Source organism: Streptomyces sp. CNT360, assembly GCF_000424785.1.
In genome coordinates this window covers 131,055-154,429 of record NZ_AUKO01000003.1, presented here as the reverse complement: position 1 = coordinate 154,429, position 23,375 = coordinate 131,055, and the positions used below count along the sequence as shown (strand labels likewise).

The following is a 23,375-nucleotide window of genomic DNA, read 5'->3' as shown; positions in this document are numbered from 1 at the left end:
GGTGACCGGCGCCGACGCGGCGCCACCGTACGGGGCCGACCCGGCCCGTCTACCCGCCTGACCTGCGCACCCCTTGATCGTCAGGGGCGGTGTCAGTGGCCGCTCCTAGACTCGTCGGCGAGTTGAGGCCGGTGCGTCCGGCGCGGTGTGGTGAGTGCGGAAGCGGTGGCGCGTATGGGGTCGGGAAGCGGTGGGGCCCTCCTGCGGTGCGCCGCGCTCTTTCTGCCGGGGGAGGTGCCCCGGCAGGGGAGCGTGGCCTTCTGGCCGGCAGACGGAGGGCCGCTGCCCGAGGCGGGGGAGCCGGCCGAGCTGAGGGTGGTGCAGCCGGACGGTGCAGAGGTACGGCCCCGCACGGTGGAGGTCCGCCGCCTGTCGGTGCGGGAGGCCCTCCCTGTCCTGATGAGGGCCCGCGCGGACGCGGGCGCCCACCCGGCCGCCGCCTGCTGGGGCGCCGCCGCACTGCACGGGCTGCGCCTGGTGGCCCGGGGTCGACTGGTTCCGGGGCTGGGCGAGGGGGACGTGGACGTCTGGCGGGCGGGGCCGCTGGACGAGGAGGACGTGGCGCATGTGCGGGCGGTGGCTGCGGCCATGCCGCCGGAGGCGCACGCGGTACCGACGGGACCGATGGGGCCGATGGGGCCGGTCGTGTCGCAGGAGGCTGTCGGGGCGGCTCCGGGCACCTCCGGCCCACCGACGGCTCCTGAGCCGCTGCGGGTTGCGGAGCCGGAACACCTCGTGCGGGCTTTCCTGGACGCGGTCGCCGACGTGCTGCCCCGTACGCCTGCCGGACCTGCCGCTGCGGGGCCCGCCTTCGCGGCCCGGGAGCCGCAACGGCTCACGGACCGGTATCCGCGCGCCCATGAGTGGGCGGCCGACGTGGCGGCCGGTACCGAGGCCGGTATCCGCCTCTCCCTGCGCCTGGACCTGTCGGCCGACCGCATCTTCGACGGCGGTCCCGATCCGGAACCGGGGCCCGTCCCGAAGCCCGGCCGTGCGGACGAGGCGGTCCACGCAGGCGCTGACACGGGCACAGGCGTCGACGCAGGGATAGGCACAGGCACAGGCACTGGCCCAGGGGGAGGTGCCGGTGGCGAGAGCGCCCCCGCGGAAGCGGACCCGTACGTCGCCGCCGCAGTCGTGCAGGTGGCGAGCATCGCGGACGCCACGCTGGTCGCGGATGCGGGGGCGCTGTGGCGGGGCGAGGCCGCATATCTGGGGGCGCGCGCACGGGTCGACACGGTGTCGGCCCTGCGGCGTGCGGCCCGCGTGTGGCCGCCGCTCGAACGGCTGCTGCAACGGCCGGTCCCCGACGTCCTGCCGCTGACCGAGCAGGAGTTGAACGACCTGCTGGGCCGCGCGGCCCGTGCGCTGGCCGCCGCGGACGTGGCCGTGCACTGGCCGCGCGCACTGGCCAGGGAACTGCTCAGCTCGACCGCGGTGGTACGGACGGGGCCGCAGGCGCCGGGCTCGGCGTCGGACGGTTTCGGCTTCTTCAAGGAGCAGCAGCTGCTGGAGTTCCGCTGGCAGATCGCGCTCGACGGCGAACCGCTCACCGACGGCGAGATGGACGAGCTGGCGGAGGCGCACCGCCCACTCGTACGGCTGCGCGACCAGTGGGTGCTGGTCGACCCGGAGCTGGTCCGCAAGGCACGCAAGCGCCACCTGGGGCTGCTCTCCCCCGGTGACGCGCTCGCCGTCGCGCTCTCCGGCGAGGCCGAGGTGGACGGCGAGCGGGTGGCGGCGGTACCCGAGGGCGCGCTGGCGGCCCTCCGCGACCGGCTCGGCGAGGCGGCGCGCCACAGCGCGGAGGCTTCCTCTCCCGGTGCGCCCGGCACGCTCGACACCTCCGGCCGCCAGGTGGCAGGGGCTGTGGCCGCTCCGGCGCGCCTGCGGGCGGAGTTGCGGGGCTATCAGCTCCGGGGCCTGGCCTGGCTGGAGTTGATGACATCGCTGGGTCTTGGCGGCTGTCTGGCCGACGACATGGGGCTCGGTAAGACGATCACCGTGATCGCCCTCCACCTGCGCCGTGCGGAACGGGGCGAGACGGCGCCGACGCTGGTGGTCTGCCCGGCGTCGTTGCTGGGCAACTGGCAGCGCGAGCTGGCCCGGTTCGCCCCGGACGTGCCGGTGCGGCGCTACCACGGGCCGGGCCGCACCCTGGACGGACTCACCCGTGAGGAAGGCGGCACGGACGCCTCGACCGACGAGGACGAGAGGGGCAAGAGAGACAAGCGGGACGGCAGGGACGGCAAGGGCTCCAAGATCGCCAACGGCTCCGAGGACGGCCACCACGACGGCGACACCCGGAACGGCGAGGGCGACGGGGCCCACCAGGGCAGCAAAGGCCGCGACCGTGACGAGAGCGGCGACGCCGGATTCGTCCTGACGACGTACGGCACTCTGCGCGGCAGTGCGGAGCGCCTCGCGGAGCAGGGCTGGGGCCTGGTGGTCGCGGACGAGGCCCAGCACGTGAAGAACCCGCACTCCGCGACGGCCCGCGCCCTGCGGGCTCTGCCGGCCACCGCGCGGGTCGCCCTGACCGGCACACCGGTGGAGAACAACCTGTCGGAGCTGTGGGCGCTGCTCGACTGGACGACGCCGGGACTGCTCGGCCCCCTCAAGACGTTCCGGGCCCGCCACGCGCGCGCCGTCGAGTCGGGCGAGGACCCGCAGGCCACCGAGCGGCTGGCCCGGCTCGTCCGGCCTTTCCTGCTGCGCCGCCGGAAGTCCGACCCCGGCATCGTTCCGGAGCTGCCGCCGAAGACGGAGACGGACCACACGGTCGAGCTCACCCGGGAACAGGCGGCGCTCTACGAGGCGGTGGTGCGCGAGACGCTGGCCCGGATCGAGGCGGCCGAGGGCATGGAGCGGCGCGGTCTGGTGATGAAGCTGCTGACAGCGCTCAAACAGATCTGCAACCACCCGGCGCAGTACCTGCGGCAGGGCGCCGAGGGTCTCCCGGGCCGGGGAGGCCGCTCGGGCAAGCTGCAACTGTTGGAGGAGCTGCTGGCCACGATCCTGGCGGAGGGCGGATCGGTGCTGGTGTTCACGCAGTACGTGGAGATGGCACGCCTGTTGGAGGCACATCTGGCGGAGCGGGGCATCGGCTCGCAGCTGCTGTACGGAGGGACACCGGTCGCCCGGCGCGAGGCCATGGTGGACGCCTTCCAGGCCGGCGAGGCGCCGGTCTTCCTGCTCTCCTTGAAGGCGGCGGGCACCGGCTTGAACCTGACCAGGGCGGGCCATGTCATCCACTACGACCGCTGGTGGAACCCCGCGGTCGAGGAGCAGGCCACCGACCGGGCCTACCGCATCGGCCAGACCCGGCCCGTGCAGGTCCACCGGCTGCTGACGGCCGGCACCGTGGAGGAGCGCATCACCCAGCTCCTCGACGCGAAACGACAGTTGGCGGACGCGGTACTCGGCGGCGGTGAGGCCGCGCTGACGGAGCTGACGGACGCGCAGCTCGCCGACCTGGTGTCGTTGCGGAGGCCAGGGTGAGGGCGTACGGGCTCGCCGACGGGGCGGGCGGTGCGGGGAGCGGGCCGGAGCCCGCGGCCGAGGGCTCGTACGGGCCGCTGGGCGAGGCGTGGGTGCGCGCGGTGGAGGCGGCGGCCGGCAGCGCCGAGCGGGACGTGGCCCGACTCGCGCGGGGCCGCGCGTACGCCCGCGGGGGCGGAGTGTTCACGGTGCGGGCGGGGCCCGGCCACGTCACCGCGTACGTGAGCGGGAGCCGCCCCCGTCCCTACCGGGCCCACTGGCGCCTGCCTGTGCTCTCGCACCAGGAGTGGGACGCGTTCGTGGAGTCGGTGGCGGCCAGGCCCGCGCAGGTGGCCGCCGTGCTGGACGGTGAGCTGCCGGCACAGGTCCTCGCCGACGCCGGTGCTGCCCGTCTCCTTCCCGCCCCGGAGGAGCTCGAGCCGTCCTGCACCTGCCCTGACCAGGGCCTCCCCTGCAAGCACGCCGCCGCGCTCGGATACGAGACCGGCCGCCTCCTCGACAGCGACCCCGGCCTGCTCTGGCGACTGCGGGGCAGCAGCGAGGAGGCCGTGCGACAAGCGCTTGTCCGGCGCACGCGGGCGGAACAGGCGCAGCCCGTCGGCGCGTTGCCGAGCGGGGAGCTGCCGCACGGGCCACTGGGGGAGGGGCTGTTCGGGGCAGAAACGCCCACAGAGGAAGCATCCGGGGAGGGGGTCTGCGCCGAGGGCGGCCTGCGCGAAGGCCCGCCGTCCTCCGGGCGGTCGCGGTCGTCTCCTCGCGTGCCCGCCGCGCGGGCTGAGGAGGGGACGCACGGGACGATGCCGGCGCGCGAAGCGTTCGCCACGTCCGTCAGGCCGCCGCTGCCCGATCCCCTTCCGCTGCCGGCGGAGTCGGACGAGCACCGGCCCGCGTATCCGGAGTTGCCGGGGGCACCCAGCCCGGACGCCCTCGCGTTTCTCGCCGTGGACGCGGCCGCCCGCGCTCGCCAGGCCCTGGCCGCCGCCCGACGAGCCCCGGCCTCCGCCTCTGCCCCGGAACCCGACTCGGAGCTGTCCTTGTGGCACGACACCGTCCGGCTCGCCGCCACGCACCCCCGGCTGACCGGGCGGCGCACTCTGTCCCCGCTGTTCGCCGCGCTCGCCCGGACGGCAGGGCGGGACGTGCTGGAGCTGGCCCGCGCGGCGGCGGCCTGGCGGCAGGGCGAGGTGGCCGGATTGGAGGTGCTCGACACGGTGTGGGACCCGCCGGCGGGCGCCTTCGACCGTGGGCGCAGCGCCCTCGCGGCCTTGGGCATCACCATGAGCATCCACCGCAACCGCCTCACTCACACCACACGCCCCGTCCAGCTCCGCTACGGCCGGGACAGCCGTTGGTACCCGTACCGAGCGGAGCCCGAGGACGCCGGCGGAGCGGCGGCCCCGCAGGATCCCGCCGCCTCCGCGTGGTGGCCCGAAGGACTTGCCGCCGACGACCCGGTGCGAGCTCTGACCGGGCCGCGGGAGCAGGAGGGTGAACCGTTCAGGTCTGCTCGATGCCGCGGGCGAAGACCCGGCGGCTGAGCGCGCAGTTGTCGATGTGCAGCCGCTCCCGCTCACGGCGCAGGAAGAGCACGCCGACGAGCCCGTTGTCCCCGAAGCGGTCGCTGCTGTGCACCGCGAGCACGTGCCTGTCTCTCGCGGTGATCAGCTCACCCACTTCGGCGGGCTGCATGCACACCGTGGTCATGCGGCGCTGATCGGTGCGCAGCATCAGTTGGGCCCCCCGGGGGCAGCCCCACCGGCCCGGGCGCGGCCAGCCGTACCGTCACCTTCCGCTCCTTGAGGTAGTTTTCGACGGAAAGCGGCAGCGTACGCGACGCCTCCAACCGTCCTGCGAGAGCCCGCTTTCGTGCGGGTAACGCGCGTGAGGCGGCATCCGTTCGCCAGGGTGGGGACCGACGATCCGCCGCACGGCCAGTCCGGACAGGGAGACGGCCCTGCCTCCCGTGTCGCGGGCGACTGCGAGGGGCAGGGCGCCGATCGGAGCGGGCGGTCCACGCTTACCGCGGAGCGGCAACGCGGCTTGCCGATATGGCAAGCTGGCCGCATGGACGACGATCTCGATCAGACTCTCGACGCGGTGGGGCCCCGGCTCCGTGCGCTGCGCAAACAGCGCGGGACCACGCTGGCCGAGCTGTCGGCGGCGACCGGCATCTCGGTGAGCACCCTCTCCCGGCTGGAGTCCGGGTCACGTCGCCCCGCCCTGGAACTCCTGCTCCCGCTGGCGCGGGCCCACGGCGTCACCCTCGACGAACTCGTCGGCGCCCCGCCCACCGGCGACCCGCGCGTCCACCTGCGCCCCGTCACGCGCTTCGGCATGACGATGCTGCCGCTCACGCGCAGAGCCGGCGGCATCCAGGCCTACAAATTGATCATTCCGGCTGCCGACACCCCGAAGGAGCCCGACCCGCAGACCCATGAGGGGTACGAGTGGCTCTACATCCTCAACGGGCGGCTCCGCCTCGTACTCGGGGGAAAGGAACTGGTGCTCGCTCCCGGTGAGGCGGCCGAGTTCGACACCCGCGTACCGCACTGGTTCGATGCGGCCGGCGGCGGCCCGGTCGAGTTCCTCAGCCTCTTCGGCAAGCAGGGCGAGCGTGCCCACCTCCGTGCGCGGCCCCGACATCGCTGAGCCCCACCAGTTCCTCCACGTCACGTGCAGATCAGGCCGCGCACTCCGCCACTGTGACGACCGTCACCGGAGACCGTCGTGGAGGGGGACGGCCGCGTTCCCGGCTTTCCCGGTGTTCCCGGACCACAACTACCGGCGGGCCCAAGGGCCTTGAGCCGGCCTGCCCGCACGTTCCGGTCCGGGCGCGACCGGACTCCGGCCCACCCGGGGCCCCGCCCCCCCCAAACGAGCCCGTGCGGGGCTGTCCAGCGACGGCCCCGGACGGGAGAGTTGTCATGTTCGACGAGTACTCTGCGCCGAACGCAAAGACAGCGCCGTCCACACCACGGCGAACGGAGCGAGGAGCGGTCCGATGGCCTTTCGCAAGGCGACGATGAAGAAGCAGGTGGCCGAGGCCATCGCCCAGCAGGCGCCGGGGGACCGTCCGCTGGTGTCGGTCGGAGCCGTCGCGGGACCGACACCGTGGCTCAGCGTCGGAATCCTGGGCCTGGTCGGCCAGTTCCTCATCAAGTACTACTTCATCACCGTCACGGAGCAGGCCCTGCTGTTCCACAAGATGTCCCGCTTCTCGCAGCGCCCCAAGGAGATCGTGCACGCCATCCCGCGCGACCAGGCCCGCGCGCTCTTCGGCGAGATCCAGTTGAACCCGCTGTGGAGCTTCTCCTACATGGCGCTCCCGGGGGAGTCCTCCCAGGTGCGGATCAACGTGCACCGCATGTGGCGCAACGAGTTGGAGGAGCTGCTGGCCGTCGTCAACGGCGCTCCCCTCCCGCAGGGCGCGCCCGGTGCCCAGGGGTACGCGCCTCAGCCGCAGCAGGGGTACGCACCGCAGCCGCAGGGATACGCCCAGCCCCAGCCGCAGCAGGGCCCTCCCCAGAACCAGCCGTACGCCCAGCCGCAGGGCCAGCCGTACGCCCAGCCGCAGGCGCCCGGCGGCTACCAGCAGCAGCCGGCCCCGCAGCAGCACCAGCAGCCGGGCCCGTACTACGGCGACCCGCAGAACCCCGGCGCCCCGGCCGCCCCTCCCCAGCAGCCCCAGCAGCAGCCCGGTCCCTACTACGGAAACCCCGGGCAGCAGCAGGGCGGTGCTCCGGTCGACCCGCGCAGCAACCCCTATGGCTGACCGGCCGGACGCGTTCTGCGGTCAGGCAACGACCGAGGTCGACCCGCGCTCGGTGGGCACCGTCCACATGACGTACGCGCCCGACCCGGACGGTGACCCGGACCCCGGCGAGATCGTGTGGACCTGGGTGCCGTACGAGGAGGGCGACGGGCGGGGCAAGGACCGGCCGGTACTCGTCGTGGCGCGCGAGGGGCACGGGTCCGGCGAGGCCGCGGAGAACGGTGAATGCCGATCGACGGTGCTCGCGGTCCAGCTCACCTCGCGACGGCACGACGGTGACCGCGAATGGGTGCCGCTCGGTTCCGGCCCGTGGGACCGCGAGGGCCGGGACTCCTGGGTCGGACTCGATCGGGTGCTCAGGGTGCATCCGGACGGCATGCGGCGCGAGGCGTGCGCCCTCGACCGTGCCCGCTTCGACACCGTGGTGCACCGTCTCCAGCAGGTCTACAACTGGGGCTGAGCCCCCGCGCCCCGGCCTCTCGGGCGCCGTCGCCCGGACCTCCCGCTGCCGCCCCGGGCGTATCCGGCAGCAGTCGGCGAGGCACCTCGCCCGGAGCCCTCCTCGGTCGGTGGACCGAGCCGCATCCGACGCAGGCCCTGTCGCGGCTCGGCCGAACGGCCGAAAGATCCGCCACGCGGAACAGCGGCAACGCGCGGGGGCGTTGCCCGGATGGCAGCGTCGACGGGCGCGGCGCCGACGGGGGCGCGGCACCCAGGAGGAAGGCGGGACCGATGACGGGCACAGCACAGACTCCGGAACGGGCTGCGGAGGACCACGGCGCGGCTTCACGGCTCGCCGCGATGCCCGAGGACTGGAACCGGGCGCTGGCTGTGGTCGCGCACCCGGACGACCTGGAGTACGGCGCCGCTGCCGCCGTCGCCGAATGGACCGCGCGCGGCAAGGAGGTCGTCTACGCCCTGGCCACCCGGGGCGAGGCCGGGATCGACACCATGGAGCCGACCGAGGCCGCCCGCGTCCGGGAGGCCGAGCAGCGTGCGAGCGCGGCCGTGGTCGGGGTTGCCGAGGTGGAGTTCCTCGACCACCGTGACGGCGTGCTGGAGGAGGGGCCGGCCCTGCGACGGGACATCGCCGGGGTGATCCGCCGGCACCGCCCCGAACTCGTCCTCACCATCAACCACCACGACACCTGGGGCGGCGGGCCGGGGAGCCCGTGGAACACGCCGGACCACCGCGCGCTGGGCCGCTCCGTCCTCGATGCGGTGGGTGACGCCGGCAACCGGTGGATCTTCAGCGACCAGCTCGAAAGGGACGGCGTGCTGCCGTGGCCCGGCGTGCGATGGGTGGCCGTCGCCGCCTCGCCGGCCGTCACCCACGCCGTTGCGGTGGGCGAGGAGGCCGCCCGCAAGGGTCTCGCCTCCCTGCTGGAGCACCGCTCCTACATCGCGGCGCTCACCGACGAGGATCCCGAGGTGTACGCGCGCTCGGTCGTCCACGGAGGCCTGGACCGCTACGCCGAGCGCAACGGCGGACGGCGCGCCGTCGCCTTCGAGCTCCACGCCAGGTGACACGGCCCGCGACACGGGGCGCCGGTGGTGCGCGGCCGTCCCCCGGAACCCGCCACCGAACCGGCCTGCGGCCGGCGCGGCGGCCTCAGAACAGCGGTCTCGGCAGCACGCCCTCCAGGGCAAGCAGGGACCGCTTGGTCTCCAGCCCTCCGCCGAAGCCGCCGATCCCTCCGGAGCTCTCCAGCACCCGGTGGCAGGGCACCACGACGGGCAGCGGGTTGGCTCCCATGGCGACGCCGACGGCCCGCGCCGCACCCGCGTCGCCGACCCGTCTCGCCAGGTCCTGATAGCCGACGGTGCTGCCGTACGGCACGCCGGTAGCCAGCTCCCGCAGGACCCGCTCGTGGAAGCCGCCGGTCAGCGACCAGTCCAGCGGGACGGTGAAGGAGCCGGGAGCGCCACCGAAGTAGCGGTCCAGCTCCGTGACGGCTGCGGCAAGGTGAGCGTCGGCACCGGTGCCCGCACCGGCACCCGTGCTCGCTGCCGCTCCGGTGGCGGTGCCGGCGCCTCCGCCGGGGGAGGGGGAGTGGACGGCGGGACCCAGGCGGCCCGAGAGCCGGGACAGAGCCGCCCGCAGAGTGCGGCCTTCCGCGTGGAAGACGACGTTGACCAGGCCCTTGTCGGTGGCAGCGAGCAGCAGCGGCCCGACAGGGGCCCCGTACACGGTCCAGGTGGGACGGGCACCGGCGACGGCGGGTGCCGCCTCCGTGCCGTCCGCACACCGGCCCGACCGCCCGTCGGGGGACCCGGCGTCGGGCGGCCCGGCGTCGGACCGCCCCGTGTCGGGCCGACCGGCGAGGCCGGCGTCCGGTAGCTCCACCGGGGTATCAGTCATGACGGCACTCTAGGGCCGCCCACTGACAGTCCCCGGTGACAGCTCCTCCGGCCTGCCCAGTGACGCGCGGGTCAGCTCTCGGGCGCGGTCTTGGCGACGGCGTCCCTGACCACGTCCGGTTTGTTCGAGATGACGCCGTCCACCCCGGTGTCGGCGACCTTCCGGGCGGCCGTGGCGTCGTCCACGGTCCAGGTGAAGACCTCCATCGTCTTGTCGTGCGGGCCCTTCAGCGCGTGGACGGCGTCCACGTAGGACTTGGTGGCGTCCGCGGAGGTGGGGTTGATCTGGTCGGCGAACTTCGCGTAGTCCTTCAGCTCGCTTGTCTTCGGCGTGCCCAGGAAGCCCGTCTTCACCGCGGGGTTCTGCTGGTGCACCTTGGCGATCGCGCTCTTGTTGAAGCTCTGGATGATGAGCCTGCTGTCGGTGTGCTTGCGGTCCAGCCAGCCCCCGCGCCGCAGCCCGTCCAGCGTCTGCTGCTCGATGTCCGGGTAGAGCTCGGGCGACTTCAGCTCCAGCAGCAGGTCCTGGCCGTTGCGGGTGATCCGGTCCAGGTACTCGTCCAGGGTGGGGATGCGCTCGCCCTTGAACTCGCTGCCGAACCAGCCGCCCGCGTCGAGTGTCTTGATCTCCTTGAGGGTGAAGTCGGAGACGTTCCAGGGGCTGCGGTCCGGGAAGCGGTCCTCGACATCGGTGGTACGGGAGAGCGTGGTGTCGTGGAGGACGACCAGCTTCCCGTCCTTGGTGCGCTGCACGTCGTTCTCGACCCAGTCGATGCCCAGCGCGTGGGCCTTGTCGACGGAGGCCAGGGTGTTCTCCGGAGCGTAGGCCGGCGCTCCCCTGTGCCCGACCGTCAGCGGTTGGCGGGTTTTCCTTGTCTCGGCCTCCGGTGACGCCGACGACGCATCGGACTGCGGCGAGGCGGCGGAGTCTACGACAGGCTCCGGCGTCTGTCTTGCCGGCCGCTCGACGGCCGTGGCGGCCGGGGCGGCGGGGAGGAAGAGCGCGCTCATACCCAGCAGCGCGCCTGCGGCGGCAGCGGTCAGCGGGCGTATCGACATGCGGGACTCCTCGCTTGTGCCTGCACGGACTGCGGAAACAGTTCCCGATGCGCAATACAAACAAGCGGGGACAAAGTGGCCTAGAGCTGAACGAGCGGTAATCAAGCTCCTGACCTGCGACGAAAGGAATGGGCCGCTATCTGCCAGTGGAGGGTAGTTTGTGAGCCCGGGGCGGCTGTCAGTGCCGAGTCGTACGGTGGTGAGCATGCGGCCCAACACCGAGATCGAACGCAAGGTGGCGCCCTTCGAGGTCGTCAGCCCTTATCAGCCCAGCGGCGACCAGCCGACCGCCATCGCGGAGCTCGCACAGCGTGTCACCGGCGGTGAGAAGGACGTCGTCCTGCTGGGTGCGACGGGTACCGGCAAGTCGGCCACCACCGCGTGGATGATCGAGAAGCTGCAGCGCCCGACCCTGGTGATGGCGCCGAACAAGACGCTGGCCGCACAGCTCGCCAACGAGTTCCGCGAGCTGCTGCCGAACAACGCGGTCGAGTACTTCGTGTCGTACTACGACTACTACCAGCCGGAGGCGTACGTCCCGCAGACGGACACCTACATCGAGAAGGACTCCTCGATCAACGAGGAGGTCGAGCGGCTGCGCCACAGCGCCACGAACTCGCTGCTCACCCGCCGTGACGTCGTCGTGGTCGCCTCCGTCTCCTGCATCTACGGCCTGGGCACCCCGCAGGAGTACGTGGACCGCATGGTGAAGCTGAAGGTCGGCGAGGAGACCGACCGGGACGACCTGCTGCGCCGCTTCGTGGACGTGCAGTACACACGCAACGACATGTCGTTCACCCGCGGCACCTTCCGGGTCCGCGGGGACACCATCGAGATCTTCCCGGTCTACGAGGAGCTGGCCGTCCGCATCGAGATGTTCGGTGACGAGATCGAGGCCCTCTCCACGCTCCACCCGATCACCGGCGAAGTCATCTCGGACGACGAGGAGCTGTACGTCTTCCCTGCCTCGCACTACGTGGCGGGCCCGGAGCGCATGGAGCGCGCCATCACCGCCATCGAGGCGGAGCTGGCCGAGACGCTGACGACGATGGAGAAGCAGGGCAAGCTGCTGGAGGCCCAGCGGCTGCGGATGCGCACGACGTACGACATCGAGATGATGCGCCAGATCGGCACCTGCTCGGGCATCGAGAACTACTCGCGGCACATCGACGGCCGTGATCCCGGTACGGCCCCGCACACCCTGCTGGACTACTTCCCCGACGACTTCCTGCTGGTCATCGACGAGTCGCACCAGACGGTGCCGCAGATCGGCGCCATGTACGAGGGCGACGCGGCGCGCAAGCGCACCCTGATCGACCACGGTTTCCGCCTCCCCTCAGCGCTGGACAACCGCCCGTTGAAGTGGGAGGAGTTCCTGGAGCGCATCGGTCAGACGGTGTACCTGTCGGCGACCCCCGGCCCCTACGAGCTGGCCCGCTCCGACGGCTACGTGGAGCAGGTCATCCGCCCCACCGGCCTGGTCGATCCGGAGGTCGTCGTCAAGCCCACCGAGGGCCAGATCGACGACCTGGTGCACGAGATCCGGCTGCGCGAGGAGCGGGACGAGCGGGTGCTGGTCACCACGCTGACGAAGAAGATGGCCGAGGACCTGACGGACTACTTCGTCGAGCTCGGTATCCAGGTCCGCTATCTGCACAGCGACGTGGACACCCTGCGCCGGATCGAGCTGCTGCGGGAGCTGCGCTCCGGCGAGTTCGACGTCCTGGTCGGCATCAACCTGCTGCGTGAGGGCCTCGACCTGCCCGAGGTCTCCCTGGTGGCGATCCTTGACGCCGACAAGGAGGGCTTCCTGCGCTCGGGCACCTCGCTGATCCAGACGATCGGCCGTGCCGCGCGCAACGTCTCCGGGCAGGTCCACATGTACGCCGACCAGGTCACCCCGGGGATGCAGCGCGCCATCGACGAGACCAACCGGCGCCGCGAGAAGCAGATCGCCTACAACGCGGAGCACGGCATCGACCCCGAGCCGCTCCGCAAGAAGATCGGCGACATCGTGGCGGACATCGCCCGCGAGGAGATCGACACCGAGGCGCTGCTGGACACGGGCTACCGTCAGCGGGACGAGACCGGAAAGGACGGCAAGGACGGCAAGGACGGCAAGGGCGCCAAGGGCAAGGCACCCACCCCGGCCAAGAGCAGGACCAAGGGCGCGAAGGCCGACGGCGAGCTGACCGACCGGCCCGCTGCCGAACTGGCCGAGACCATCGAGGAGCTGACCGAGCGGATGCGGTCCGCAGCCGCAGAGCTCCAGTTCGAGGTGGCGGCACGGCTGCGGGACGAGGTCGGCGAACTGAAGAAGGAGCTCCGGCAGATGAAGGAAGTGGGGCTCAAGTAGCGCCCGGCCCGGGGGCTTCACCGGGCGGCCGAGCGGGGCCCACCCGGAGTGTTGCAAGAACGCCACAAGAGGCGGGCGGCCACGCGGCCTGTCGGTGCCCTTGCGTAGGGTGCTGAGCCTGGCGGCCGTCGCTCGCAAGGCGGTCCCGGTTCACAGGTCAGAGAGGGGACGCACGTGTCGGTCAACTTGTCCAAGGGCCAGGCGATCAGCCTGCAGAAGAGCGACGGAGGCACGCTCACCGCGGTGCGTATGGGCCTGGGCTGGAAGGCCGCGCAGCGTCGTGGGCTGTTCGGCAAGCGCACCCAGGAGATCGACCTCGACGCCTCCGCGGTGCTGTTCGCGGACAAGCAGCCTGTCGACGTCGTCTTCTTCCGCCACCTGGTCAGCGACGACGGCTCGGTCAAGCACACCGGTGACAACCTGGTGGGCGGTGCGGGCCAGGGCGGCGACGACGAGGCCATCATGGTCGACCTGCAGCGCGTCCCGGTCCACATCGACCAGATCGTCTTCACGGTCAACTCCTTCACCGGCCAGACGTTCGCCGAGGTGGAGAACGCCTTCTGCCGGATCATCGACGAGACCACCGGCCAGGAGATGGCCCGCTACACCCTCACCGGCGGCGGCCAGTACACCGCGCAGATCATGGCCAAGGTGCACCGTCAGGGCAGCGGCTGGCAGATGACCGCCATCGGTGAGCCCGCCGAGGGCCGTACGTTCCAGGACCTGATGCCGGCGATCCTGCCGAAGCTGTGACCGGCCGCCCGGTCCTGCCGCAGTTGTGACGAGCCACAGGGGGAGAGGCGCGAGGATGACCGCCGAGCTGGTCCGGGGGCAGAACCATCCGCTGCCCGGCACGCGGGTGGAGATACGGGTGTCGGCGGACACGCCGGTCGTCGCCGGGGCGACGCTCAACGACGAGGATGGCCGGATGCGTGACGCCGGATGGATCGCCCATCCGGCCGCACCGCACCTGCCGGGCGTCGAGGTCTCCCGCCAGGCGGCGGCGGTCCACCGCCTCGCCGTCGACCTGGCCGCCCTGCCCCCGGAGGTCCACCGGGTCAACATCCTGCTGTCGCTCCCCTCCCGGACGGGTGGCCCGATTCGGTTCGCCGGGCTGGCCGCGCCCTTCCTCGCCGTCACCGGGCTGGACGGCGAGGAGATCGCCGGCTACACGGTGACCGGGCTGAGCGCCGAGTCCGCCGTCGTCGCCCTGGAGCTGTACCTGCGAGAGGGCGCCTGGAAGGTGCGGGCCGTCGGACAGGGCTACGCCGGCGGTCTCGCCGCGATGCTCGCCGACCAGGGCCTGCCCGGATCCCGCCGCCTCGCCGACACCATCGAGGAAGCGGTCAGCGCCGGGCTGGCCCGCTCGGTGGCGCCGCCACCGCCCCGGCGGCCGGAGACGGGCGGGTACACCGCGGGAGGGCAGCCCTCCCCGCGGACCCAGGGCCCGGCCCCCGCGCCGCCCGGCACGGGGGCACCGGCCGACGGCGGGACGATCGACTACCGCCACCCCCGCCGGTCCGCCGCCCCGGCGGGCACCCCGCCCCGTCCCGCCACGCCCGCCGCCGCGCCGGCGCAGTCCGGCGCCGCCGGGCACTCCGCCTCCGCACGGCCCGGTTGCGCCGCGAGGGACGGCGACGGCGCGACCGGCGAGGCCGCCGCTGCCGGTGTGCCGGTCGCCGGGGACGCCCCGGGCCGGTCGACGGAGGAGCGGCTCTACAACCAGGTGTGGGGCATGTTCGAGGACCTGGCGCGGACGGTCGCGGCCTACCGCTCCGCGGTGGACTTCGCCGACACCCGCCAGGAACGCGAGCTCGACGGACTGCTCGGTGACCCCAGGGCCCGTGTCGGTCCCGCCGCGAACGCGGCCCTTGAGGAGGCGCGCGCCAGGTACAGCACCCTCGTCGAGCAGGCACGCACCGTACTGGACCGGGATCTCGCCCAGCTCGCGGCGGAGGCCGAGGTGGTCGAGCCCGCCCTGCCGCCCGCCCTGGCCCGCTGGGACAACCCTGTCTGGCAGGCCTACGAGCCCCCCGCGGAACGGCCCCTCGCCCTGCGGGTCGGCGATCTGAGCCTCCCGGAGAGCGGTGCACTGCGGATCCCGATGCTCGTGCGGCTGCCCCTGGAGCGCGGGCTGTGGATCGACAGCGGCCGCCCGCACGGCAGCGAGGCACCGCTGACCGACCCCGAGGAGCTGCGGTGGGCCGCTGCCGGGACGGCCACGGCCCTCGCCGCCCACCTTCTCGCCGTGCACCCGGCGGGCTCGGTGACGGTGCACGTCATCGACCCGGCGGGCGCGGCGTCCACCGCGCTGCTCCCGCTGGTCGAGTCGGGAGTGCTGAGCGAGGCGCCCGCCGCGGGCGCCTCCGGTGTGGCCCGCACGCTGGAACAGCTGACCCAGCGCGTGGACCTCGTCCAGATGGCTGTGCGCAGCGGGGCCACCGACGCGCTGCCGCCGCACGTGGACCTGGCGGACCAGCTGCTGGTCGTCCACGACTTCCCGCACGGTTTCGACGACCGCGCCGTCAACCAGCTCCGCTACCTCGCCGACGAGGGGCCCTCGGTGGGGGTCGCGCTGATGATGGTCGCCGACCGGGACGAGGCGCGTGGTTACGGCCCCGTCCTCGACCCGCTGTGGCGCTCGCTGCTGCGGCTGACCCCCGTCACGGACGATCACCTCGCCGACCCGTGGGTCGGTCACGCCTGGACGTACGAGCCGCCGCAGGTGCCCGGCGGCAGTCAGGTCGTCCCGCAGGTGCTGCGGCGGCTGGTGGCCGCTTGGCACTCCGCCAGGGGCTGAGCCGCCCGGCCTCCTCGCAACGGCCCAGGTGAACGGGGTGGCACAACCCTGCTCTTTACCTTTTCATGGTGTTGCTTTACTCTTCTTTGCACGGAGGGGAGTATTCCCAGCCACGCGGTGACCCCGTCAGTACGGACCGGCAGGGACGGTCCCGGGGCACTGGCCCGGCCGCTGTGGGCGCGGCCCGGGTGGAAGAGACCTCCGGCCCATGCTCGAATGCAAGCCGGAGGACATTCATGGACGTATCCATGACCGCTTGGGCGCTGACCATCGTCGGTCTGTGCGCCCTCATCGCCGTGGACTTCTTCATCGGCGGCCGCAAGCCGCACGAGGTCTCCCTCAAGGAGGCCGGGATCTGGACCGCGGTCTGGGTCGTTCTCGCCGCGCTGTTCGGACTCGGCCTCTTCCTCTTCGGAGACGGTCAGGCTTCCGGAGAGTTCTTCGCGGGCTTCATCACGGAGAAGTCGCTGAGCGTCGACAACCTCTTCGTCTTCGTCCTGATCATGGCGAAGTTCGCGGTGCCGACGATCTACCAGCAGCGGGTCCTGATGGTCGGCGTACTGATCGCACTGGTGCTGCGCGGCATCTTCATCGCCGCCGGAGCGGCGATCATCTCGACCTTCTCCTGGATCTTCTTCATCTTCGGCGCCTTCCTCATCTGGACGGCTTGGAAGCTCGTCCAGGAGGCGCGCTCCGGACAGGAGGACGAGGAGTTCGAGGAGAACCGGCTGCTCAAGTCCATCGAACGCCGCTTCCCCTCCACCGACAAGTACCACGGCACAAAGCTGACGGTCGTCGAGAACGGCAAGCGGCTGATGACGCCGATGCTGATCGTGATGCTGGCGATCGGCACGACAGATGTCCTCTTCGCGCTCGACTCCATCCCCGCGATCTTCGGCCTCACCCAGGACCCGTACATCGTCTTCACCGCCAACGCCTTCGCCCTGATGGGCCTGCGGCAGCTCTACTTCCTCATCGGCGGCCTGCTGAAGAAGCTGGTGCACCTCTCCTACGGGCTCTCCGTCATCCTCGGCTTCATCGGCGTCAAGCTGGTGCTGCACGCCCTCCACGAGGCGGGGGTACACGTCCCGGAGATCAGCATCCCGGTCTCCCTCGGCGTCATCTGCGCCGTGCTGATCGTCACCACCCTCACCTCCCTGATGGCCTCCAGAAAGCAGGCGCAGCGAGAGGACAGGCCGGACAACGACGGTCAGGATGCCGACGCCGCCGACCGCAGGGCCGACGTCGACTCCTGACGAACCGACCTCCCGGCCCCGCCCCGCCACTCCTTCCGGTAGGGGGCGGGGCCGGGAGCCCCTCCGCGCGGTTGCTCGGCAGGCGGCGGCTCAGCGGGTGACGGTGACCTTCCGTTCAGCACGCTTCCCGTTGACGATCACCGAAAGAGTGACGGTGCCCGGTCTGCGTCCCGTCAGCGAGCCGGTCGCCGGGTCGTAGCCGATCACGCAGCGTCCCCGGGGCGTGCTGCCCTTCACACACAGCCCCGGGGCCCCCGGCCAGTCCGCACTCACCGGCCAGCCGACCGGCACCTGCCGCGCGTCCGCCCCACTGCCCTGCCGCACCGTCGCGGACGCCGAACCGTGCGCACCCACCGCGAGCTCGCGCGGCGCCCGGAGCGTCAGCCCGTCCACATGGGCGCGGGTCTGCGCCGCGATCCAGTCACCGTCGCGACCCGGCTGCCCCCGGTCGACGCCCAGCAGCGACCAGCCGGTGAACCCGCCCTGGTCGGGAGGCGCGGCGGGTGCCTTGCCGGCGTTGCCGTTGACGAGGTAGGGCACCCCGTCCACCCGGGAGGCGTCGAAGACACCGACGTGCCCCGCCATCAGCACCGCGCCCTTGCCCGAACGGGCGCGGAAGTCGGCCAGCCAGTCCTCCAGCAGACCGGCCTCCATCCGGTCGGTGAGCTGGCTGGCCTGCTGCGGTGTCGGATCACGCGGCGGCACGTGCTCGATGACGGCGACCGAGGTGACGCCGCGGTCCCGTGCCGCCGCGTCCAGTTGCCGCCGCAGCTGTTGGAACTGCGCGTATCCGCCGCCGCGTACCGTCAGGGAGGAGGTGTCCAGGGTGAGGAAGCGGGTGCCCTTGTGGTCGAACGTACGGTGCGCGGGCCCGAACTCCTTGACGAAGTTGTCGATGGAACCGCCCATCACCTCGTGGTTGCCCGGCACGTAGTACCAGTCGACGGCATCGCCCAGTTCCTCGTTCAGCAGACGGCGTGCGAACGCCAGATCCTCGGGGGACCCCTCGTCCACCAGGTCACCGTTGATGACGACGAAGTCGGGGCGGGCGGCACGGATCTCCCGCAGCGTGCGCCGCGCCTGCCGTGCCGCCTCGCTGTCCGGGTCCCGGGCCACGAACTGCGCGTCCGACATCACCGCGAACCGCCAGTCCCGCCCGGCCACGTCGGCGGCGGTGGAGATCAGCGGATCGTGCGGGCGTCCCGCGGTCGGCAGGTCCACGTCCGGCGGGGTACGCGCCACCAGTTCGTCCAGCACCACCTCGCCCTTGTACTGCGCCGCGGGCCGGGTCTCAGCCAGGTAGAAGCGGTGCAGCTTCAGCGGATACGTCACCCCTTCGGGTACGTCGAAGGTGATCCGGCGCCAGCCCTGCCAGTCCAGCAGGGGGCCCCGTAGTACCTGGTCGGTGCCGGTGGCGTCCTTCAGATGGAGCGACGGCCAGGCTCCCGAACCGTCCCCTTTGAGCCACAGGGTGAAGCTGCGTGGCTGGCCGGAGACCGTCCGGTCGGCGGGCGGCGTGGCGTAGGCGGCGCGGGTGGCCGTCGACCGGGAGAAGTCGTAGCTCAGTTTCAGCCCGCCGCCTTCCTTGCCCGACGGCTCGGGTGTCACCGAGCCGCTCGCGCGGGCCGCGCTGAACGTCCAGTCGGACGCGTCACCGAAATCGGCGACCCGCTGGTCCTTCAGCCCGACGGTGACGGCCAGCCGTGTGGTCTGTCCGTGCACCGTGACGGTCACCGTCCCCGAAGCGGACTCCTGCCCCGCACCCGCCCTCACGGTGAACTGGCCGGAGGCCGCATCCTTGTCGGGAGTGACCGAGAACAGCGCGTGGTCGTACGTCAGGCGGGCGTCGGACGGTTCGACGGGTGCGCTGTTGCCCTCCGCGTCGTAGCCGACCAGCCCGAACGTGCCCGTCGCCCCGCTGTCCGCCAGCCCCACCCGGTCGGTCGTGGGACGGACGCGCTCCAGTGCTCCGAGCACCCGCAGTGACGTCTTCCCCTTCGCCCCGCCCCGCCGCGCGGTCACCTCGGTGGCGCCGGTCCGACGGGCGTGGAAGACACCCCGCGCGTCCACCTGCCCCACCCCGGTCCGCGCCGTGTGCCAGCCCGGCCGAGCCGAGTCCTCGGCCGGGCCCCAGGTCTCGTCGTAGCCGGCGGCGGTCAGCTTCCGGGTCAGCCCGGGGAAGACCCGGTCCGGGTGACCCCCGGGCACGGTGTCGGCCGTGGGAGCCGTGTCCGGGTCGACGGCCGTCTCGACCCAGTAGCCCGTCAGGCGCCCGGATCCCGCGGGTGCGGTGAGGGCCAGGCCGTTGGGGACCTCGCGCTGCTCCCCGTCGGAGGGCGCGTTCTCCACCTGGAGGCCGTCGGACCCCGGCTCGCGGGCCAGCAGGGTGGAGGATCCGCCACCGTCGAGGTTGAGGGCGTTGTAGGCGCCCAACCGTTTCATCATCTGTGCGAGCTCCGTCAGTGTCGCGCCGTCGGAGGCCTGCTGGCGGCCGTCGACCGTCAGCACATGCATCGTGCCGCCGTCCCTGGAGAACCCGACAGCTGTCCGCGGCGCGGCCGTGTTGTTCGGCTTGCCCTCCCAGTCCTGCGGTTTCCCGTCGACCACCAGCAGCCCCCGGCCGCCCACCGCTGTGCGCGGCAGCGGCGAACCGTCGTCTGTGCGCGCGTGGTAGGCGACACCGACGTGCTCACCCGGGTGCAGCCCTGCCAACGTGTCGGCGCCGCCACCGCGGCCGAGGAGCACGGTCACCCCCTCGGGGATGTCACCCTTTCCGGGTTTCTCCGAGACGGAGGTGACCTCGCCGTCCTCGACGGTCACCTCACGCACCTCGGTCTCCCGGTCGACCGTCAACGCCCGGTCGGCCGCGCCCCACCGGGAGTCGTACAGGCCGATTCCGTCTTCCGGGACGTTCGCCGCGTCACGCCCGGCGAGCGGTGCCGTGCCCTGCGGGAGGGTGACGGTGCCCTCGAAGTACAGGTCCAGGATGCGGCCCGCAGCCCGGGGTCCGATGCCCACGGCCTCGGAGGCGCCCGGGGCCGGGGAGTGGGCCGGCGCACCGTTGCTGAGGCCCGGGCCCAGTGGGGCGCCGGTCTCGTCGATGTCGAAGAAGTCTCCGTTGATCGCCGCGACCGTACGCCGCCCGCGGCCGGGATCGTGGGCCGCGGCGAGCTCACCGACGGTCCTGCGGCCGGACACCTTGCCGGTGGTCAGGTAGTCCGCGGTGGCGCCCCGTCCGCCGCCTTTGCTGCCCGTGCCACCCAGCTCGACGGAGAGCGCGTCGGCCCGCAGCCACTTGTCCGGCTCCAGCCGGGAGAAGGACGTCAGTTCAGCGCCGGGGGCGAGGGGGCGGGTGGTACGGGTGAGGCCCATCCCTCGATCGGAGACGCCCGCAGTGGCGCTGCCCCGGCCGACCGGGGCCGGGTCCTGGGGCTGAGCGGCCGAGGCGGAGATCCGGACGGGAGGCGGCGTCGAGGACGGCGACTCCGAGACGGCCGCCAGGGCGGCGCCGCTCGGCAGCAGGCCCGCCAGCAGCGCGGAGACGGCTGCCGCCGCGCAGACCAGACCCCGCGTGCTGCGGGCCCCTCGGTCTGCCCGGTCCGCCCGGCCCGGCCGACCAGCCCGGCCCGGCTCCGCAGAGTGGGCCCTCACTTTCCCTCGGCCGGTCGCGGTCGCCCCGGGTGCAGGAGCCGGTTGTCGCGCTCCGAAGAACGTCGGGGAGCGTCTTCCGTGTGTCGTGGACCGGTTTGCGCGTGCGTGGACTCGTCTCACAACGTCCCCCACAAAGACCAGTTTTCTCAGCACTTGTCTGCGCACAGTGCGGCACAGCGTCCCAAGACGGACCGGTCTACACCAGAGGGCTGGAGCGAAATCGGGGCAAACATCAGCCTGCCGGAGGCGCATGCGGCGTAACGGGCCGGGAAACTGTGCGGAGGGCTCGCCATCCCTCAATCTGTTTGCTCATTCATGACTCGAAAGAGCTATTTTCACCCAGGAGTCCGCAGGATGAGCCCAGTTGCTGTTGACAACTGCGTGAAACCAGCGGAAACCTTGCAGGAACACGCATCCAGCGACGCCGGATGGTCTCTCAGGCACCTCCCGAAGGACCGCACCATGGCACCACCGAGCACCGCCCCGTCACCTCCCCCCTCCACCTACCGCACCGGTCGCATGATCGCGATCACCGGCGCCGTCGTGGGGGTGGTCTACGGATACGACACCGGTTCCATCTCCGGCGCGCTGGTCTTCCTGAGCAAGGACTTCGACCTGAGCGCCGGCCAGTCCGGGTTCGTCAACAGCATCCTGGTGCTCGGCAACATCCTCGGTGCTCTGATCGCGGGACGCCTCACCGACGCGCTCGGCCGCAAGCCCACCATGGTGATCGTCGCCGCGGCCTACGCCGTCTTCTCCGCGCTCTCGGCGCTCTCCCCGACGGTCGTCGTGCTCGATCTGGTGCGCTTCCTGCTCGGCGTCACCATCGGCATCTCCATCGTGGCCGCCCCCCTGTTCATCGCCGAGTCCACACCGGCCCGGCTACGGGGTGCCGCGGTCGCCAGCTACCAGGTGGCCTGCGTCGCGGGCATCACCCTCACCTACTTCATCAACTGGGGCCTCTCGGGCGGCGGACACTGGCGGATCATGCTCGGCCTGGCGGCGATCCCCTCCGCGCTCGTCGTCGTCCCGCTGCTGAGACTGCCGGACAGCCCGCGCTGGTATCTCCTCAAGGGCCGGACGGACGAGGCCGCCCGTGTCATGGCCGCCACCGACCCCGATGTCGACCCGGTCGCCGAGAGCGCCGCCATCCAGCGGGAGCTGGCCGCCGAGCGCGGGCGCGGCGGCTCGCTGGGCCAGATGATCCGCCGGCCCTTCCTGCGGGCCACCGTCTTCGTCATCGGCATGGGCTTCTTCTGCCAGATCACCGGCATCAACGCGGTCACCTACTACAGCCCGCAGATCTTCGAGACGCTCGGTTTCCACGGCGACGGCCAGAACTTCCTGCTGCCCGCCATCGTCGAGCTCATCTCTCTGGTCGCCACCGTCCTGGCTCTCTTCGTCGTCGACCGGCTCGGCCGCCGTGTCGTCCTGCTCTCCGGTATCAGCACGATGCTGGGAATGCTGGTCGTGCTGGCCGTGGTCTTCGGCACCCACTCCCTCAGCGGGACGGGCATCTGGATCGGCTTCGGCGCGATCGCGCTGTTCACCGCGGCCTTCAACTTCGGCTTCGGCGCGCTCATCTGGGTGTACGCCTCGGAGGCGTTCCCCGCGCGGCTGCGCTCGCTGGGCGCCTCCGTGATGCTCACGGCCGACCTGGCGGCGAACTTCCTGGTCGCCCAGTTCTTCCCCTCCGTGCTGGAGGAACTGGGCGCCACCTCGGCCTTCGGGGGCTTCGCCGTCCTGGTGCTGATCGCGCTGGTCTTCATGGCACGCATGGCGCCGGAGACCAAGGGCCGTCAGCTCGAAGAGATCCGGGGCTTCTGGCAGAACGGCGGCCGCTGGCCGGACAGCGTCCCGGCAGGCAGCGCGACCGGCGGGCTCGCCGCGGGCGGGGGAGACGTCTCCCTCGGCACCGGCATCGCGACCTCCGAGAAGCACCCACGCTCCTGACCGGTCGCCCGGAACGACGCCGCCCGAAAGCCGGGCTGCCCGCCGGGTCAGCTCTCCGAGCCTGCCACCAGCTTGCCGCGCTCGACCTTCACCGGAACCGAGGGCAGCGCCTCGGTGGCGGGGCCGTGCGCGACCTCGCCCGTGTCCACATGGAAGCGGCTCCCGTGCAGCGGGCAGACGGCGACCTCACCCTCGACCTTGCCCAGCAGGCCGCCCTGGTGGGTGCACACGGCGCTGAAGCCCTTGAAGTCACCCTTCTCGGGCTGTGACACCAGCACCTTCTGCTCGGGGTACAGCTTGGCTCCGCCCAGCGGGACGGCCGTGGCCTCGCCCAGATCCACGGGCTTGTCAGGTCCGGCCGCGTCCGCGGAGTCCTCTTCGCCGCAGGCGGCGGCCGTCAGCCCCAGCGCTGCCAGCGCGGCGCCGCACAGCACGGTGCGGCGCGTGGCCGGCGATTCCTCACTCGTCGTCACGCGCCGCACTCTACGTCCTCATCTGCCCGATCCGCCCATCACCCCGCACCGGAGGTGCTCGCGGGCACGACCCTGCTGCGAGGCCACCGGACGAGGGGCCCCGCCGGAGGCCCACAGGGACGCTGGGCGAGCTCTCCCGCGCGGTCACCTCACCGGGCATGCACCTCCACGGCCCCTCTCCCGGGGCACGGGC

At 72.3% G+C, this 23,375-nt stretch carries 16 protein-coding genes; 11 read left to right on the top strand and 5 right to left on the bottom strand.

Annotated elements, in window-relative coordinates; all coding sequences use genetic code 11:
• The first annotated feature begins 174 nt into the window (after positions 1-174).
• Both H297_RS0108085 and H297_RS35205 read left to right on the top strand, forming a co-directional pair.
• Positions 175-3,501, top strand: coding sequence for an ATP-dependent helicase (locus H297_RS0108085; protein WP_027736626.1), 3,327 nt, complete (start codon positions 175-177; stop codon positions 3,499-3,501).
• Entirely contained in the window at positions 3,498-5,039 is a 1,542-nt protein-coding gene (locus H297_RS35205; protein WP_051351655.1) for an SWIM zinc finger family protein, read from the top strand. The genes H297_RS0108085 and H297_RS35205 overlap by 4 nt, the downstream gene beginning before the upstream one ends.
• Here the strand turns inward: H297_RS35205 and H297_RS0108075 are convergent.
• Positions 4,999-5,229 carry a hypothetical protein gene (locus H297_RS0108075; protein WP_027736625.1) on the bottom strand — a complete coding sequence of 77 codons (231 nt, stop codon included), beginning with the start codon at positions 5,227-5,229 and terminating at the stop codon, positions 4,999-5,001. The two genes, H297_RS35205 and H297_RS0108075, sit on opposite strands and share 41 nt — an antisense overlap.
• Positions 5,230-5,565: 336 nt before the next feature.
• Here H297_RS0108075 and H297_RS0108070 point away from each other — a divergent pair, with 336 nt between their 5' ends.
• The 4 genes from H297_RS0108070 (at position 5,566) to H297_RS0108055 (ending at position 8,800) form a co-directional block, all read left to right on the top strand.
• Positions 5,566-6,150 (top strand): helix-turn-helix domain-containing protein, encoded by a 585-nt coding sequence (locus H297_RS0108070; protein ID WP_027736624.1) that lies wholly within the window; start codon positions 5,566-5,568, stop codon positions 6,148-6,150.
• A gap of 352 nt (positions 6,151-6,502) precedes the next feature.
• A complete protein-coding gene (locus H297_RS0108065) occupies positions 6,503-7,273 on the top strand; it encodes a hypothetical protein (RefSeq protein WP_027736623.1) in 771 nt (256 codons plus the stop codon).
• Positions 7,266-7,733: a type II toxin-antitoxin system PemK/MazF family toxin gene (locus H297_RS0108060; protein WP_027736622.1), complete on the top strand. Its 468-nt coding sequence runs from the start codon at positions 7,266-7,268 to the stop codon at positions 7,731-7,733. The genes H297_RS0108065 and H297_RS0108060 overlap by 8 nt, the downstream gene beginning before the upstream one ends.
• Before the next feature lie 272 nt (positions 7,734-8,005).
• Entirely contained in the window at positions 8,006-8,800 is a 795-nt protein-coding gene (locus H297_RS0108055; protein WP_027736621.1) for a PIG-L deacetylase family protein, read from the top strand.
• 85 nt (positions 8,801-8,885) lie between these two features.
• On the opposite strand, the gene H297_RS0108050 is transcribed toward H297_RS0108055, so the two are convergent.
• Both H297_RS0108050 and H297_RS0108045 read right to left on the bottom strand, forming a co-directional pair.
• Complete coding sequence (locus tag H297_RS0108050) at positions 8,886-9,635, bottom strand: methylated-DNA--[protein]-cysteine S-methyltransferase (RefSeq protein WP_078513840.1); 750 nt, start codon at positions 9,633-9,635, stop codon at positions 8,886-8,888.
• A gap of 71 nt (positions 9,636-9,706) precedes the next feature.
• The gene (locus tag H297_RS0108045; RefSeq protein WP_027736619.1) at positions 9,707-10,693 is read right to left on the bottom strand and encodes a glycerophosphodiester phosphodiesterase family protein; all 987 of its coding nucleotides are present in this window, start codon (positions 10,691-10,693) and stop codon (positions 9,707-9,709) included.
• A gap of 205 nt (positions 10,694-10,898) precedes the next feature.
• On the opposite strand from H297_RS0108045, the gene uvrB reads away from it, so the two are divergent.
• The 4 genes from uvrB (at position 10,899) to H297_RS0108025 (ending at position 17,105) form a co-directional block, all read left to right on the top strand.
• Complete coding sequence (gene uvrB, locus H297_RS0108040; protein ID WP_027736618.1) at positions 10,899-13,049, top strand: excinuclease ABC subunit UvrB; 2,151 nt, start codon at positions 10,899-10,901, stop codon at positions 13,047-13,049.
• Between the two features lie 174 nt (positions 13,050-13,223).
• On the top strand, positions 13,224-13,802 hold the full coding sequence (locus H297_RS0108035) for a TerD family protein (RefSeq protein ID WP_027736617.1): 579 nt from the start codon (positions 13,224-13,226) through the stop codon (positions 13,800-13,802).
• 55 nt (positions 13,803-13,857) lie between these two features.
• On the top strand, positions 13,858-15,849 hold the full coding sequence (locus H297_RS0108030; RefSeq protein ID WP_027736616.1) for a TerD family protein: 1,992 nt from the start codon (positions 13,858-13,860) through the stop codon (positions 15,847-15,849).
• A gap of 236 nt (positions 15,850-16,085) precedes the next feature.
• The gene (locus tag H297_RS0108025) at positions 16,086-17,105 is read left to right on the top strand and encodes a TerC family protein (RefSeq protein WP_027736615.1); all 1,020 of its coding nucleotides are present in this window, start codon (positions 16,086-16,088) and stop codon (positions 17,103-17,105) included.
• Between the two features lie 90 nt (positions 17,106-17,195).
• On the opposite strand, the gene H297_RS0108020 is transcribed toward H297_RS0108025, so the two are convergent.
• Positions 17,196-20,477: a phosphodiester glycosidase family protein gene (locus H297_RS0108020; protein WP_486589445.1), complete on the bottom strand. Its 3,282-nt coding sequence runs from the start codon at positions 20,475-20,477 to the stop codon at positions 17,196-17,198.
• A gap of 741 nt (positions 20,478-21,218) precedes the next feature.
• On the opposite strand from H297_RS0108020, the gene H297_RS0108015 reads away from it, so the two are divergent.
• Positions 21,219-22,709, top strand: a complete 1,491-nt coding sequence (locus H297_RS0108015) for a sugar porter family MFS transporter (protein ID WP_027736613.1) — start codon at positions 21,219-21,221, stop codon at positions 22,707-22,709.
• A 47-nt stretch (positions 22,710-22,756) separates the two neighbouring features.
• Here the strand turns inward: H297_RS0108015 and H297_RS0108010 are convergent, their stop codons facing one another.
• Positions 22,757-23,191, bottom strand: a complete 435-nt coding sequence (locus H297_RS0108010; RefSeq protein ID WP_027736612.1) for a Rieske (2Fe-2S) protein — start codon at positions 23,189-23,191, stop codon at positions 22,757-22,759.
• Positions 23,192-23,375 lie beyond the last annotated feature (184 nt).

Bases quoted from the DNA above. Each gene is read 5' to 3' on its own strand.
- H297_RS0108085 (WP_027736626.1), top strand. From the start codon at position 175: ATGGGGTCGGGAAGCGGTGGGGCCCTCCTGCGGTGCGCCGCGCTCTTT.
- H297_RS0108075 (WP_027736625.1), bottom strand. From the start codon at position 5,229: ATGCTGCGCACCGATCAGCGCCGCATGACCACGGTGTGCATGCAGCCC.
- H297_RS0108070 (WP_027736624.1), top strand. From the start codon at position 5,566: ATGGACGACGATCTCGATCAGACTCTCGACGCGGTGGGGCCCCGGCTC.
- H297_RS0108065 (WP_027736623.1), top strand. From the start codon at position 6,503: ATGGCCTTTCGCAAGGCGACGATGAAGAAGCAGGTGGCCGAGGCCATC.
- H297_RS0108060 (WP_027736622.1), top strand. From the start codon at position 7,266: ATGGCTGACCGGCCGGACGCGTTCTGCGGTCAGGCAACGACCGAGGTC.
- H297_RS0108055 (WP_027736621.1), top strand. From the start codon at position 8,006: ATGACGGGCACAGCACAGACTCCGGAACGGGCTGCGGAGGACCACGGC.
- H297_RS0108050 (WP_078513840.1), bottom strand. From the start codon at position 9,635: ATGACTGATACCCCGGTGGAGCTACCGGACGCCGGCCTCGCCGGTCGG.
- H297_RS0108045 (WP_027736619.1), bottom strand. From the start codon at position 10,693: ATGTCGATACGCCCGCTGACCGCTGCCGCCGCAGGCGCGCTGCTGGGT.
- uvrB (WP_027736618.1), top strand. From the start codon at position 10,899: ATGCGGCCCAACACCGAGATCGAACGCAAGGTGGCGCCCTTCGAGGTC.
- H297_RS0108030 (WP_027736616.1), top strand. From the start codon at position 13,858: ATGACCGCCGAGCTGGTCCGGGGGCAGAACCATCCGCTGCCCGGCACG.
- H297_RS0108025 (WP_027736615.1), top strand. From the start codon at position 16,086: ATGGACGTATCCATGACCGCTTGGGCGCTGACCATCGTCGGTCTGTGC.
- H297_RS0108020 (WP_486589445.1), bottom strand. From the start codon at position 20,477: ATGGGCCTCACCCGTACCACCCGCCCCCTCGCCCCCGGCGCTGAACTG.
- H297_RS0108015 (WP_027736613.1), top strand. From the start codon at position 21,219: ATGGCACCACCGAGCACCGCCCCGTCACCTCCCCCCTCCACCTACCGC.